General features: G+C 67.3%; 16 protein-coding genes and 1 tRNA gene. 5 read left to right on the forward strand and 12 right to left on the reverse strand.

The genetic code is table 11. From position 1 onward, the window contains the following. Positions 1–11 precede the first annotated feature (11 nt). Both BR47_RS0107310 and BR47_RS0107315 read left to right on the forward strand, forming a co-directional pair. On the forward strand, positions 12–1,289 hold the full coding sequence (locus tag BR47_RS0107310) for a PucR family transcriptional regulator (protein WP_029119073.1): 1,278 nt from the start codon (positions 12–14) through the stop codon (positions 1,287–1,289). Positions 1,290–1,516: 227 nt separating this feature from the next. Then, positions 1,517–2,242, forward strand: a complete 726-nt coding sequence (locus tag BR47_RS0107315) for a hypothetical protein (protein ID WP_036426896.1) — start codon at positions 1,517–1,519, stop codon at positions 2,240–2,242. 116 nt (positions 2,243–2,358) lie between these two features. Here BR47_RS0107315 and BR47_RS0107320 read toward each other — a convergent pair. From BR47_RS0107320 to BR47_RS0107330, 3 genes are all read right to left on the reverse strand, one after another. Beyond that, positions 2,359–2,449: transfer RNA gene (locus BR47_RS0107320), tRNA-Ser, on the reverse strand. A gap of 59 nt (positions 2,450–2,508) precedes the next feature. After that, positions 2,509–2,967 carry a nucleoside deaminase gene (locus BR47_RS0107325; protein WP_029119075.1) on the reverse strand — a complete coding sequence of 153 codons (459 nt, stop codon included), beginning with the start codon at positions 2,965–2,967 and terminating at the stop codon, positions 2,509–2,511. Between the two features lie 20 nt (positions 2,968–2,987). Continuing rightward, positions 2,988–3,506 carry a tRNA adenosine deaminase-associated protein gene (locus BR47_RS0107330; RefSeq protein ID WP_029119076.1) on the reverse strand — a complete coding sequence of 173 codons (519 nt, stop codon included), beginning with the start codon at positions 3,504–3,506 and terminating at the stop codon, positions 2,988–2,990. A 94-nt stretch (positions 3,507–3,600) separates the two neighbouring features. On the opposite strand from BR47_RS0107330, the gene BR47_RS0107335 reads away from it, so the two are divergent. Further along, positions 3,601–4,545 carry a prephenate dehydrogenase gene (locus BR47_RS0107335; protein WP_029119077.1) on the forward strand — a complete coding sequence of 315 codons (945 nt, stop codon included), beginning with the start codon at positions 3,601–3,603 and terminating at the stop codon, positions 4,543–4,545. Here BR47_RS0107335 and BR47_RS0107340 read toward each other — a convergent pair. The 5 genes from BR47_RS0107340 to BR47_RS0107360 are packed head-to-tail and all read right to left on the reverse strand — an operon-like array spanning position 4,508 to position 8,477. Beyond that, complete coding sequence (locus tag BR47_RS0107340) at positions 4,508–5,110, reverse strand: putative glycolipid-binding domain-containing protein (protein WP_020099446.1); 603 nt, start codon at positions 5,108–5,110, stop codon at positions 4,508–4,510. The two genes, BR47_RS0107335 and BR47_RS0107340, sit on opposite strands and share 38 nt — an antisense overlap. Positions 5,111–5,114: 4 nt before the next feature. Beyond that, the gene (locus BR47_RS29960) at positions 5,115–5,816 is read right to left on the reverse strand and encodes an ABC transporter permease (RefSeq protein WP_036420196.1); all 702 of its coding nucleotides are present in this window, start codon (positions 5,814–5,816) and stop codon (positions 5,115–5,117) included. Then, complete coding sequence (locus tag BR47_RS0107350; RefSeq protein ID WP_029119078.1) at positions 5,813–6,457, reverse strand: ABC transporter permease; 645 nt, start codon at positions 6,455–6,457, stop codon at positions 5,813–5,815. The genes BR47_RS29960 and BR47_RS0107350 overlap by 4 nt, the downstream gene beginning before the upstream one ends. Beyond that, positions 6,454–7,551 (reverse strand): ABC transporter ATP-binding protein, encoded by a 1,098-nt coding sequence (locus tag BR47_RS0107355; protein WP_020099449.1) that lies wholly within the window; start codon positions 7,549–7,551, stop codon positions 6,454–6,456. The genes BR47_RS0107350 and BR47_RS0107355 overlap by 4 nt, the downstream gene beginning before the upstream one ends. Then, entirely contained in the window at positions 7,548–8,477 is a 930-nt protein-coding gene (locus BR47_RS0107360; protein WP_029119079.1) for an ABC transporter substrate-binding protein, read from the reverse strand. Before BR47_RS0107360 ends, BR47_RS0107355 begins: the two co-directional genes overlap by 4 nt. Before the next feature lie 106 nt (positions 8,478–8,583). Between BR47_RS0107360 and BR47_RS29965 the strand changes: the two genes are divergently transcribed. Then, entirely contained in the window at positions 8,584–8,979 is a 396-nt protein-coding gene (locus BR47_RS29965) for a LapA family protein (protein WP_029119080.1), read from the forward strand. Here the strand turns inward: BR47_RS29965 and BR47_RS0107370 are convergent. Together BR47_RS0107370 and BR47_RS0107375 are read right to left on the reverse strand one after the other, a co-directional pair. Beyond that, positions 8,976–9,995 carry a phosphotransferase family protein gene (locus BR47_RS0107370; RefSeq protein ID WP_029119081.1) on the reverse strand — a complete coding sequence of 340 codons (1,020 nt, stop codon included), beginning with the start codon at positions 9,993–9,995 and terminating at the stop codon, positions 8,976–8,978. The two genes, BR47_RS29965 and BR47_RS0107370, sit on opposite strands and share 4 nt — an antisense overlap. 9 nt (positions 9,996–10,004) lie before the next feature. Continuing rightward, on the reverse strand, positions 10,005–10,613 hold the full coding sequence (locus tag BR47_RS0107375; RefSeq protein ID WP_029119082.1) for a histidine phosphatase family protein: 609 nt from the start codon (positions 10,611–10,613) through the stop codon (positions 10,005–10,007). A gap of 87 nt (positions 10,614–10,700) precedes the next feature. Between BR47_RS0107375 and BR47_RS0107380 the strand changes: the two genes are divergently transcribed. Further along, positions 10,701–11,432, forward strand: coding sequence for a GntR family transcriptional regulator (locus tag BR47_RS0107380; RefSeq protein ID WP_020099454.1), 732 nt, complete (start codon positions 10,701–10,703; stop codon positions 11,430–11,432). Between the two features lie 48 nt (positions 11,433–11,480). Here the strand turns inward: BR47_RS0107380 and BR47_RS0107385 are convergent, their stop codons facing one another. Together BR47_RS0107385 and BR47_RS0107390 are read right to left on the reverse strand one after the other, a co-directional pair. After that, positions 11,481–12,815, reverse strand: a complete 1,335-nt coding sequence (locus tag BR47_RS0107385; RefSeq protein ID WP_029119083.1) for an MFS transporter — start codon at positions 12,813–12,815, stop codon at positions 11,481–11,483. 194 nt (positions 12,816–13,009) lie between these two features. Continuing rightward, complete coding sequence (locus tag BR47_RS0107390) at positions 13,010–13,663, reverse strand: phosphonatase-like hydrolase (RefSeq protein WP_051634683.1); 654 nt, start codon at positions 13,661–13,663, stop codon at positions 13,010–13,012. Positions 13,664–13,719: the final 56 nt, after the last annotated feature.

The following is a 13,719-nucleotide window of genomic DNA, read 5'->3' on the forward strand; positions in this document are numbered from 1 at the left end:
ACAGTCGGCGCATGGATCCGGCGGTCAGCGAGGCCAACACCACCGTCATGACGCGTCTGATCGCTCGCCAGGATGAGGTTTCCCGCGCCGTCGGGAACCGCCTGGCCAGCGATATCACCGAACTACGTGGCGATCCCGAGATCATCGAGCTGCTCGGCGCAAGCGTTGCGGGCAATATCAACACCATCTTCCACGCCCTCCGCCACGACATATCTCTGGACAACATCGAAGCGCCGACGGCCGCCCTGGAGTACGCCCGCCGGCTCGCGCAGCGGGGGGTGCCGATGAACGCATTGGTTCGGGCCTACCGGATTGGCCACGCGATGGCGCTCGACGTCTGCGCCGAGGAGATCAACAATGCCGACTTCGCGCCGCAGACCAGGCTGGCCGTCTTCGAGCGGATAACGTCGGTGACGTTCCGCTACATCGACTGGATCTCGCAGGAGGTCGTCGGGGTTTACGAGGACGAGCGCGATCGCTGGCTCGCCAACCGCAACAGCACCCAAGCACTCCGGGTGCGGGAAGTGTTGTCCGGCAACGACTCCGACCCCGAGGCCGTGACCGCCGCGATCCGCTATCCGATGCGACGTCAGCATCTGGCCGTGGTGCTGTGGTGGCCCGGAGAAGACAGGCAGCCAGCGGGCCGTGCTATCGCCCACGACGATGCGCTGGCAAAACTCGAACAGTTCCTCCGGGCTGCCGCCGATCATGTCGGCACTCAGGGCAGTCCACTGTTCCTGGCCGCAGACCAGCGGACCGGCTGGGGCTGGCTGCCGCTGTCCGGCGCCACCGCGCCTGGCGCGTCCTCACAACTGAAGCGGTTCGCCGAGTCCTATCCGGGCGCCCCCGCCGTCGCCGTGGGCACGCCGCTACCCAGCGTCGAGGGTTTCCGGCAGTCGCACCGGCAGGCCCTTCGCGCACACGGCGTCGCGGTGACCGCCAACCTGACAGGCGTCACCGCAGCCGACGCGACAGGCTTCGCCGCCGCGGCGTTGATGGGCGAGAATCAGGACGACGCGCGGGAGTTCGTCCACACGGTTCTCGGGCCGCTGGCCGGGGCCGGCGCCAATGACGCCCGACTACGCGAGACCTTGCAGGTGTTCCTGCGGCACGGTGGTAGCTACACAGCCGCGGCCGATGAGCTGGTGGTGCACTTCAACACCGTCAAGTACCGCGTCGGACGGGCACTGGAGCGGCGGGGACGGCCCCTTGGCGACGACCGGCTGGACGTCGAGATGGCACTGCTGCTGTGCCACTGGTACGAAGCAGCGCTCCTGGCCGAGGAATAGCGGCCAGCTCGCCAGCAAGGTCACAGACAACGAAAATTGCCAGCATATTCCCAGAGTCAGTGATCAAACCGAGACTGATAGCAAATCGTGGCGTGTTAACCACCTGGTTCACTGCTGTAACGGATGCGCCGCGGCCGGCGATACCAGGGTAGTGGTCGGATGAACCGAGTACGACCCAGTAGGTTCACCTGGCCACACGCGAGAGAACCATGATTGGAGTATCACTAATGCGCAACTCAGGACGTTTGATCGGATTTGCTGCGGCATCGGCCCTGGCGCTGGTCCCGCTCGCCGTCGCGGCTCCGGCTTGGGCCGACGACGAGGTTTCCGGTGAAACCGGCGCCGCGGTCGCTACCCCGATCGGCAACGGCAACGCCGGTGGCGGCGCCGGCTTCGGCGTGGAGAACCCCTTCTGGCATCCCTTCGACGCATCGAGCAACGCGGGCGGCGGCGCCGGTGTGAACACCCCGCTCGGCGGCGGTGAGTTCAGCACCGCCACGGGCACCGACGCCGGCTTCGGTGGCGCGGGCTTCGACACCAACACCGGCGCGGCGATCAACACCCCGCTGGGTGGCAGCAACTTCAACACCGGTGCGTCCACCGATTTCAACGTGCCAAACCCGGCTGACTTCATCCCGAACTACGGCGGCGGCGCCAATGCCGGCGGTGGCGCGGGTGTGAACACGCCCTTCGGTGGCAGCGGCTTCAACGCCGGCGCCTCCAACGAGTTCGCCGCGCCCGCCCCGGCCGACTTGATCCCGACGTTCGGCGGCGGTACCGGCGGCGGTGCAGCCGTCAACACCCCGGTCGGCGGCAGCGGCTTCAACACCGGCACCTCCGGTGAGATCGGCCCCGACGGCGTTCAGGCCGGCACCAACTCCGGTGCAGGCGTCGCGACCCCGGTCGGCGGCTCCAACGTCAACGGCGGCTCGGCCTTCACCTTCGGCCGCTAGTTCCTGATCACATGGGCCAGGCACCCGAGATGGGTGCCTGGCCTTTGTGGTCTCCGGGGCCTATTCGAGCGGTCGCAAAAAAGCCCCTCACCTGCGGTGACAGGTGAGGGGCTCTATGGCGGTGGCGGAGGGATTTGAACCCTCGGTGGGGGGTTACCCCACACACGCTTTCGAGGCGTGCTCCTTAGGCCGCTCGGACACGCCACCGTGTGGCAGCTTACCGGCCACATGGTGTCTCGCCCTAATCGGGCTCTGACCAGGCCGTCCTACCGCTGCCGGGCGAAGAACCCCTCCATCAGCGCCGCGCACTCGGCCTCCAGCACCCCACCACGGACCTCGGGCCGGTGCGTCAGCCGCCGGTCACGGACCACATCCCACAGCGAGCCGACGGCGCCGGTCTTGGGTTCCCACGCCCCGAACACCACGCGGGCCACCCGGGACATCACCAGCGCGCCGGCGCACATGGTGCACGGCTCAACGGTGACGGCCAGCGTCGCACCTTCCAGCCGCCAGCCGTCGCCGTGGACCGCGGCGGCCGCGCGCAGCGCCAGGATTTCCGCGTGCGCGGTCGGATCACCCAGCGATTCGCGGGCATTGGCGGCCCGAGCCAGCTCCACCCCGTCGGCTGAGACGACCACCGCGCCGATCGGCACATCATCGGCCCCGGCGAGCTGGGCGGCCTCCAGCGCCAGCCGGATCAGCCGTTCGTCGCTGGAGCTGACAATCGGGTTGCAGTCGGCTGCGCTCACCGCCCCAGCTTGTCCAATACCGCCACGAGTTCGTCGTTGAATCCCATCTCCTGGGCGATGCGGCTGAGTTGTTCGTCGGCGTACTCGTCGTCGGCGAGGATCACGCCAAGCACCGCCTCGGGCAGGCCCAGGTCGGCCAGCAGCCCGAGGTCGCCTTCCTCGAACGGGTCGTCTTCCTCGAGCTCTTCGAGGCTCAGGTCGGCGTCCAGCTTCTCCAGCACGTCGGCCGCGATGTCGTAGTCCAGTGCCGCGGTGGCGTCCGACAGCAACAGCCGGGCCCCGGAGGGCGCCGGGCGGACGATCACGAAGAACTCGTCGTCGACGTTGAGGAGGCCGAAAACCGCCCCGGCGGAACGCAGTTCACGAAGTTCGGTCTCGGCGGCGGCCAGATCCACCAGCGCCGCGCGCTTCAGCGGGACGCAACGCCATGCGCCGTCCTCCCGGACGACCGCGACCCCGAAACCGTCGGGGAGATCGGCAACCTGCTGCTGTGCCTGCGCGCGCTGTACTCCCATGCGGATAACGCTAGTCCGCACTCTGCCACTTGACCAGCGGTCCCATATGTACCCCACCGGCGCCGTGTGCAAACCTTGCAAGGTGACAACTCCGGTGTGTGTGCTCGGTATGGGACTCATCGGCGGTTCGCTGATGAGGGCCGGGCAGGCCGCGGGCCGCGAGGTGTTCGGATACAACCGGTCGATCGACGCGGTCCGGTCGGCGACGGCCGACGGCTTCGATGCGAGCGAGGACCTCACCGCCGCTCTCAAACGCGCCGCCGACACCGAGGCGCTCATCGTCCTGGCGGTACCGGTCCCGGCACTGCCGATCATGCTCGAACGCATCCGCGATACTGCCCCGGATTGCCCGCTCACCGACGTGGTGAGCGTCAAAGGCAATGTGCTGCAACAGGTTCAGGAATTCGGCCTGCTCGACCGGTTCGTCGGCGGACACCCGATGGCCGGCACCGCGCATTCCGGCTGGGCGGCCGGCACCCCGGATCTGTTCGCCGGGGCACCGTGGGTGGTGAGCGTGGACGACCACGTCGACCCCCAGGTATGGGCCCAGGTGATGCATCTGGCGCTGGACTGCCGCGCGGTCATCGTGCCCGCGCGCTCCGATGAGCACGACGCCGCGGCCGCCGCGATCTCGCACCTGCCGCACCTGCTGGCCGAGGCGCTGGCCGCGACGGCCGGTGAGGTTCCGCTGGCATTCGCCCTGGCCGCGGGCTCGTTCCGGGACGGCACCCGGGTCGCGGCCACCGCGCCTGACCTGGTCCGGGCCATGTGCGAGGCCAACGCCACGGAGCTGACGACGATGCTGGACCGGGCCATGGAACTGCTGAGCCAGGCCCGGTCGTCACTGGTCGAGGCGCAATCGGTGGCCGAACTCGTGGAGAGCGGCCATGCGGCACGGGTCCGTTACGACAGCTTCCGCCGCCCGCAGATCATCGCGACGACCATCGGCGCCGACGGCTGGCGCGAAGAACTCGCCGCGCAGGGCCGCGCCGGCGGCGTGATCAGATCCGCTCTGCCAGTCCGGGGTAGCCGAGGATGAAGCCGTCGTCGTCGACGGTGATCGAGGTGTCTGCGACGGGCGAGTCCAGCTTGATCGGCTTGCCCGGGCCGGCACTGGTGTAGCCGATGGTGACGGCTTCCACCGTCAGGTCCGGCACCCGGACGTAGACGACGGGCAGCGACACCGACGCGGTGCGGTTGTGCAGGCCGGTACGCCGGATGGGCAGGGCGTTGAAGAACGGGCTGAAGACGACGTCGACGTCCAGGGCGCCGTTGTAGGCGGCGCGCCGGGCCTGGTTCTGATGGTCCTGCACCAGCCACATGTTCTCTTCGTCACGCGCGATGGACAGCTGCCGTTCGCGCTGCGCGAGGGTGACGGTGAGAGACAGGCGTTTGGTGGCGCCGCTCTCGTCGGTGACCAGGTCATACGACGCGCTGAACGCGGGATGAATCTCGGTGGCAGCGGCCACGATCCGGCCGTATGCCTTGATCCTGTTGCCGGACAACTGGACCCGGACCGACTCCATGCGCGACACATCCGGCGCGCGCCAGGTCAGAATCGCGGGCCAGGCGGGTTCGGTGACATCGGACTGGTCTGCGCTCACCCGTCTACCGTAGGCGACGGAGGCCCGCCTTCGTAGTCACGATTGAAACTCCGGACGGACCGGGCCGCGACGCCCGCACAGCCAACGCCAAGGCGGCGTCCAGAGCCAGCGCGAGCGCCGCCACGAGTAGCGCGCCGACCAACGCGAGATAGAACTGGCGCACTTTGATGCCGTCGATGAGGAACCGGCCCAGCCCGCCCAGGCTGGCGTACGCCGCGACGGTCGCGGTGGCGACCACCTGGAGCGTCGCGGTCCGCAACCCGCCGACGATCAGCGGCATGGCGTTGGGTACCTCGGCGCGCAGCAGCACCTGGCGCCCGGTCATGCCCATGGCGCGGGCGGCGTCGACCACCACCGGATCGACGTTGGCGATCCCGGCATACGTCCCGGCCAGCAGTGGCGGAATGCCCAGCAGCATCAGCGCGACGGTCGGCGGCACCAGTCCCAGTCCCCACAGCAGGACGCCGAGGAGCAGGACGCCGAGGGTGGGCAGGGCGCGCAGGGCGTTGACGCCGCCGACCACCAGGGCCGTGCCGCGACCGGTGTGCCCGACGTACATGCCCACGGGAACGGCGACGAGCGCACTGCACAGCACCGCGATGCCGGTGTACTCCAGGTGCTCGAGCATCCGCATGCCGAGGCCCGCCGGGCCGGTCCAGTTGGCCGCGGTGAAGATGTAGGCGATTGCCTGGTGCAGGAAATTCATGCCGGCGCCTTCGCCCGGGTCCACGGGGTGGCCAGGCGGCCCGCACTCAGGATGAGGAGGTCGACAACCACCGCCAGCACGAAGATGGCGATGATGCCGGCGATGATCTGGTCGCTCTTGTCGGCCTGATATCCCTCGGTGAACCAGGTGCCCAGCCCGCCGATGCCGATCACCGAACCGACCGACACCATCGAGATGTTGGTGACGGCGACCACCCGCATCCCGGCGGTGAGGACCGGAATCGCCAGCGGGAGTTCGACTCTCAAGAATCGGGTGCGTGGCCGATAACCCATGGCGGTAGCCGCTTCGCGGGTGTCCGCAGGAACGGCGTCGAGCGCCTCGGGCACCGTCCGCATCAGCAGCGCGACGGTGTACAGCGTCAGGGCGACCAGGACGTTGGCTTCGTCGAGAATGCGCGTCGGGATGATCAACGGCAACACCACGAACAGCGCCAGCGACGGGATGGTGAAGACGATGCTGGCGGTGATGGTGCTGAATCGGCGCAGCCGCGGCCGCGGTCGCACGTACGCGCCGAGCGGCACGGCGATGAGCACGCCGATGAGCAACGGCAGCAGGGCCAGCCGCAGGTGAATCTGCGTGAGCAGCCACGCCCCTTCCAGGTGGGTCAGCAGGTATTTCACTGTGCGCCCTTGCGACTCTTGATGATTGCCAGCACATCGTCGAGGCCCACCCCGCCGATCACGTGGCCTCGCTCATCGACCGCCACGCCCAGTCCGGACGGGGACGACAACGCCGAATCCAGCGCCAGCCGCAGCGTGCCGTCCGGCCGGAACAGCGAACCACCGGCGATGGTGCTGTCGTACAAGGACTTTCCGTGCCGGTGCAGACCGACGCCGTCGGCGTTGATCCAGGCGTAGGGGGTGCCGTCGGCATTGACGACCAGGGCCCATTGGCCGTCGGTCAGATCCAGTGCGTCGACCGCCGGTTCGGTGACGGTGCGGATGTCGCGGAGCCGCAGTCCGTCGGTGTCACGGAACTGCAGGCCGCGGTAACCGCGGTCGGCGCCGACGAAGCCCGCGACGAACTCGTTGGCCGGGTTGGACAGCAGCCGTTGCGGTGCGTCGTACTGCTGCAAGGTGCCGCCGGGTCCGAACACCGCGACGCGGTCACCCAGTTTGACGGCCTCATCGATGTCGTGCGTGACGAAGACGATGGTCTTACGCAGATCGCTTTGCAGCCGCAGAATTTCGGTCTGCAGGTCTTCGCGGACGACGGGGTCCACGGCGCTGAACGGTTCGTCCATCAGCAGGATCGGCGGGTCGGCGGCCAGCGCCCGGGCCACCCCGACCCGCTGCTGCTGCCCGCCCGACAGTTGGGCCGGGTAGCGATCGGCGAGCTTGACGTCGAGCCCGACACGCTCCAACACGCCCAGTGCCTTTTTCCTTGCACTGCGGCGTGATTCGCCCTTGAGGACCGGCACGGTGGCGACGTTGTCCACCACTTTGAGGTGCGGCATGAGGCCGGCGCTCTGCAGCACGTAGCCGATACCGAGGCGCAGCCGCACCGGGTCGACGGTGGCAACGTTGGCACCGTCGACGGTCAGGGTTCCGGAGGTGGGGTCGATCATCCGGTTGATCATTCGCATGGAGGTGGTCTTGCCGCACCCGGACGGCCCGACGAACACCGACAGCGTCCCCTCGGCGATCTCGAGGCTCAGTTCATCGACAGCGACCGCGCTGCCGTAGCTCTTGGTGACCTTGTCGAACGTGATCATCGGCTCACCGGCTTGTCGAATCCGTTGTCCTGGACCCATTTTCTCGCGGCCTGGTCGGCGTCGACGCCGCTGTTGCCGGAGACCGCGGTGTTCATGTCAATCAGTGCCTTCGTGGTGAGTTTTGCGCTGACAGAGTCGAGCACCGTCTTGAGCAGGTCGGACTTCTTCTGCGACGCCACCAGCGGCACCACGTTGGCGGCCAGGAAGTTGTGCTTCGGATCCTCGAGCACCACCAGGTTGTTCTGCACGATGGCCGGCGACGTGCTGAAAATATCTGCCGCGGTGACGGTTCCGTCGACCAGCGCCCGCACGGTGGCCGGTCCCCCGCCATCGCTGATGGCGATGAAGTTGGACGGCGCGATATCGAGGCCGTACTTGGCTTTCAATCCGGGCAGTCCCTCGGCCCGTTGCAGGAACTCCGACGGCGCACCGAATTTCACCTGGGCCGAGTGCTGGGCCAGATCACCGATGGTCTTGAGATTCCATTTCTTGGCGGTTTCCGCCGACACCGCGACCGTGTCGGTGTCCTCGGCCGGGGAGGGAGTCAGGATCGACAGGTCGCCCGGAAGCGCTCGCACGAGCGCCAATTCGACGTCACCGGCGGCGGTGGCCTTGGTCTTCGGATCGAAGTACTGCAGCAGGTTGCCGGTGTACTCGGGGATCAGGTCGATCGAATGGTCCTTCACCGCAGGGACGTACGTCTCGCGGCTGCCGATACCGAACTGACGGCCGACGGTAAAGCCGTTGGCCGCCAACGCCTGCGCATAGATCTCGGCGATGATCTTCGACTCGGGGAAGTCGGCGGACCCCACCACGATCGACTTGAGATCACCCGAGATACTGCCCCCACCGAGGGGATTCGCACTGCCGCAGCCCGTCAACAGGACAGCGAGCAGCAGGCCCAGAGCGGTCAGAATTCGCGCCACCCGAACATCCTTCCGGCGTCGTGCACTCAGGCCGACCCTAGCGTTATTCGAAAATTGGTGTCGGAGTTCCCGGCATCCGGCCCGCAGAACCGTCAAGATGGTCGGTATGAGTAGCGATCACGCGTCTACCCCCGAGCCGACCGGGTCAGCCCACGAAGCGGCGCCTACGCACACCGAACCGCCGGCACCCAAGTCCCCCAAGCCGGGCTCTCCAGACAAGAAACCGAAGACACCGGCATCGGCAGTGAAGTTCACCCGCACCGCGGCACTCTGGACGGCGCTGGTCCTCGGTTTCCTGATCCTGATCCTGCTGTTGGTGTTTGTCATCCAGAACGGCGACGACGTCACGCTGCGGCTTTTCGGGTGGCAGCTGACCATTCAAAAGGGTGTGGCGATCCTGCTCGCAGCCGTCGCAGGCGGTCTGCTGACCTTCGCAGTGGCGAGCATTCGGATTCTGCAGTTGCGGCTCGCCGCACGGAAGAACTTGAAGGCCGGACTTTAAATTACCGCGAGGCCGGCGGCGATGAGCGGCGCGACGGCCTCACCGACGGGGTCGTCGTGGCCGGCTTCGCCGGCGGCCATCCGGGCGCGGAAGTCGATGCCGGCGGCGATGATCGCGAGCTTGAAGTACGCCAGCGCCAGATAGAACTCCCAATGATTCAAAGGCTGCCCGGCCGCCACCGCGTACTTCTGGGCCAGCTGGTCCATCGACGGAATCTTGTCCGAGGACCACGCCGCGTCCGAATGCACCATCGAGAACATCGGGTGCCGGTAGACGCACATCAGCGCGGCGTCGGACAGCGGGTCACCGAGGGTCGACATCTCCCAGTCCAGTACCGCCAGCACCTTGGTCGCGTCGACGGCGTCGAGCATGGTGTTGTCGATGCGGTAGTCGCCGTGGACGATGGCGCTGCGGCTCTGCGGCGGCAGCTTCTCGGTCAGCAGGGCGTGCAGCCGGCGGACATCGTCATCGCGCGGATCATCCGGCAGCCGCACCAAGTCCCACTGCGAACCCCACCGCCGCACCTGCCGCTCGAGGTACCCGTTGGCCTTCCCGAAGTCCCCCAGCCCGACGGCTTCCGGGTCCAGGGCGTGCAGGGCGGCCAGCACCTTGATCAGCGCGTCCACACAGGCGTCGATGGTCTGCTGATCGCCCAGCGCGTCGAGCTCCGCCGAGTAGCGCACGACCCGGCCGGGCACGAATTCGACCATCTGGAACGGCGCACCCAGCACCGAGTCGTCATTGCGCATCGTCACCGGATGCGCCACCGGCACCGTTGTACCCTCAAGTGCCGCAACAACTTTGTACTCCCGCGCCATGTCGTGCGCCGACGGCGTGAGCCCGTGCAGCGGCGGCCGGCGCAGTACCCACTTGGCGGCGTCGTCGAACACCAGGAACGTCAGATTCGACCGGCCCCCGGCGATCAATTCGGCTCGCAGCTCACCGCTGCGGGTCACTCCGATGTCGCGTAGGTGTGCGTCGAGCGCCGTCAGATCCAAGCCGTCGAGAGATGCCACCCGATCTGTCTACCACCGCTGATTTCGCGGCAGCAGATCCCACACGTGTTCGACGCTGTTGACGCCGGCGACCGCCAGCCGGCCGCTGCGTGAGGCCAGCAGCCGGGTGATGCCGGTGTAGTCGACCTGGAACGACAGGATGCGCTCGGTCGGCACGATGTCGTGCAGCAGTCCGTTGATCACGCCGCCGTGGCTGAAGATCACGACGGTGTCGTCGGCCTCGGCCTCGCTCGCGATGTCGGTGACGGCCTCGGTGATGCGGGCGAGGAATGCCTCTTCGTCGACGCTGCTGGGCAGGTGGCCGGTCATGAGCCGGGCCATCTCCTCGGGATGCTCGGCCGCGATCTGCTCGATGGGGATGTACTGCGCCATGTCGCGGTCGTATTCGGCGAGCCGGTCGTCGATCTCGATGGGCAGCCCGAGCGCGTCGGCCACCGGCTGGCCGGTCTGGATGGCGCGCTTCTGCGGGCTGCTGAGCAGCCGCGTGATCGGGAACCGCTTGAGCGCGTCCGGCAGCCGGTTGGCCTGCGCAATGCCTTCCTCGGAGAGGTCGGGGTCGGCGCCCTCACCGGGCTCGTTGCGCAGCGGCAGGGCATGACGGATCAGAAGCAGTTGCATAGCGGTTTCCTCCACAGCGGTTGTGCGCTGACGGGCAATACTATGCAGCTAAGTTGTCATGACAAGACACCGAGAGGCGGTACACCGATGGTCGGCTCCCGGTCGCGCCATGAGCATGTCGCGGCGGTGCTGCGGCAGCGGATCACGCGGCACGAGTACCAGATCGGTGAGTCACTGCCCGCCGAGAGCGCGCTGTGCGCGGAGTTCGACGTATCCCGAGGTCCGGTCCGTCAGGCTCTCGCGACGCTGAAAAATGAAGGCCTGATCCGCATTTCGCGGGGGAAGCCGGCCACCGTCCGCAGCCACGACGTCCGCCAGACGCTGGACACGTTCACGCCGTTCACCCAGTGGGCCGAACGTAATGGCCGCACCGCGGGGAGCCGGACCCTGGAGATCTCGCGCAGACGCGCCAGCGAGACCGCGGCCACCGCGCTGAGCCTGACCACCGACGACTTCGTCGTCGAGGTGCTGCGCGTGCGACTGCTCGACGGTGAGCCGGTGATGATCGAGCGAAGCAGTTTCACCGACGCGGTGGGTTCGCTGCTGTTCGAATTCGACACCGACTCCGGATCGATCACCGACTATCTGACCGACCGTGGTGTGCAGTGGGACGCCATGGAGCACGTGCTGGATGCTGTCGCCGCGGACGACATCGACGCCGAGAACATGCACCTCGAACGGGGCAGTCCCCTGTTGCGCGAGCGTCGTACCTCACGTGATCAGTTCGGGGTGGCGTTCGAATATTCCGACGACCGTTACCGGCCCGACGTGGTGGCCTTCAGCATCGTCAACGCTCGCACCATCGACGTCCGCGCCTGACGCACGATCCCCCGCAAGCGAACTTCACGGGGGATCGCGCGCAGGTGGCTAGTCGGCCACCGGCATCCGGTTCCAGTAGGGAATCAACAGCAGCATGGCGATGAACGCGGCCCCGGCGAAGCCATAGAACAGTGCTGAGGTACCGAGGTAACCCGGCAGCAGACCACCGAGGATGGCGCCGACCGAGCCGCAGCCGTTGATCATTCCCGTCGCCGTACCAGCGTGCTTGGACGTACCGAAGTCGACGGCCGCGATACACGAGATCATGGCATCGGCGCCGTAGACGGTCAGGCCGATCAGGCCGAGGACGCCGACCATGATCCACACATTGCCTGTCGCGGTCAGCGGCCCGAACAGCATGAGCACCACAACCAGCACGGCCAGGCTGATCACGCTCGCCGGCACCCGGCGTGCCTTGAACACCTTGTCCGAGACGCGGCCAAGCAGGATCGGGGCGATGACGCCGGCGATGCCGAACGCGACCGGGACGGTCACCGCGGTGAACTTGTCACCGTCGTGCAGCTGTTCGGCAACGATCACCGGGCCCCACAGGAGGATGGCGTAGCGGGCCGGCTTGAGCAGAAAGTACGCTGCCCCAAGGGTTCTCACCATCTGATCCTTCAGCACCACGGCCAGGGACTCACGCCACGACGAAGTGGGCTCGGCGATGGCCTCGTCCGTGGCGGCGGCGTCGAGCTCGACGCCCTCCACGGAGTCCTGAGCCGCCCGGTACTCCTCGATCGGCGGCAGGCCGACGTCCGCGGGGCTGTTGCGCTGGAAGATGAAGAACAACACGAACACAACGGCGACGATGGCCGCACCGCTGAAGAACGCCGCGCGCCAACTGCCGAACAGGTCGTAGGCGAACCACCCGACCACCGGTGCGGCGACGAGGCCGCCGAAGGCGTAGTTGGTGCTCCACAGCCCCAGGACGTGGCCACGTTCCCCGACGGAGAAGAACTGCGACATGTTGCTCAACGTGCCCGACCAGCCCGTCGACTGAGCCAGGCCTTGCACGATCATCAAGGGCAGCAGGAAGACCACGGCCGGCAGCAGACCCATGAACAGGGTCGCGATCGCCGAGATGGCCAGGCCGCCGAGCACGACGACCCGTGGGCCGAACCGGTCGGAGACCTGGCCCCAGACGAATTGGCCGACGGCGTAGGCGGTGAGATACGCGGCGTCGAGGTTGGCCAGGACGCTCTTGGTCAGGTGCAGGTGCAGGATGGGGTCTTCGAGAATGCCGAGCTTGGCTACGGAGAACGTCTGACGGGTGAAATAGAAACCGGCATAGGCGATCCAGGTGATGGCGAAGATGCGGATACGCCAGCGTTCATACTTCGGATTGGTGGTGCGCGACTTGGACAGCAGGGTGTGCGACATGGCTGTTCACTTCCACTGGGTGCGGGGTAAGGGAGCGCGGAGCGAAGATGGGCCGACCACAGGCGCGGAAACGCCATCGAGATCGTCGGCAAGGCAAGGGTTTTGGCGCGAGGGCGCGAGAGGTTAGAGTGAAAAGCGCGGGGGCGGTCGGGCCGAGGGTGCGGCACCCGACCGCCGCGGAGTGCGTCGTCGAATCAGCCCAGGGTTGCCACCAAACCGGGCAGGTCGGCCACGCTGTCCAGGATGTGGGTGGCGCCGGCAGCGGAAAGCTGCGCAGCGTTGTGCGCGCCGGTCAGCACGCCGACCGAAGCGCGGGCTCCGGCACGCAGGCCGGTGATGACGTCCGACGAGGTGTCACCGACGACGACCATCGATTGCACCGACTCGGTCTCGGTCTGCATGAGGGCCGCGAGCGCCATGTCGGGGTAGGGCCGTCCGCGGACGCCGGCCGCGGGGCAGAGCACTGCGTCGGCGAGGTCCTGCCAACCCAGCGCCTCGATGATGGCCTGCTGGGTTTCCCGGGCGAAGCCCGTGGTCAGCGCGACCTTGATACCGCGCGATCGGAAAGATGTAATGACATGTTCGGCCTGCGGGATGGGGCTGCACTTGCCGTCTGCGACCAGCTGGGCGTAACAGCGCTCGAACTCCTTGTTGGCCGCTTGTGCCTGCTCCTCGTTGCCGCGGCTCAGGTGGCGGAACACGACGATCTTCGACTGCCCCATGGTGTCGGCGACGTAGCGCAGCATCTCCGCGCGGTCCGCATCGGTCTTCGACAGACCGGCGTGACTGTCGGCGGCCAGGAACGATTGCTGTACCAGGCCGGTGTCCTCGACCGTCGTACCGGCCATGTCGAACACGACCAGGCCGATTCCGGGTGCTGATTGACTTTCCACTTTTTCGTCCT

It is taken from the genome of Mycobacterium sp. UNC410CL29Cvi84, from assembly GCF_000686745.1.
Taxonomy (GTDB): domain Bacteria; phylum Actinomycetota; class Actinomycetes; order Mycobacteriales; family Mycobacteriaceae; genus Mycobacterium; species Mycobacterium mucogenicum_B.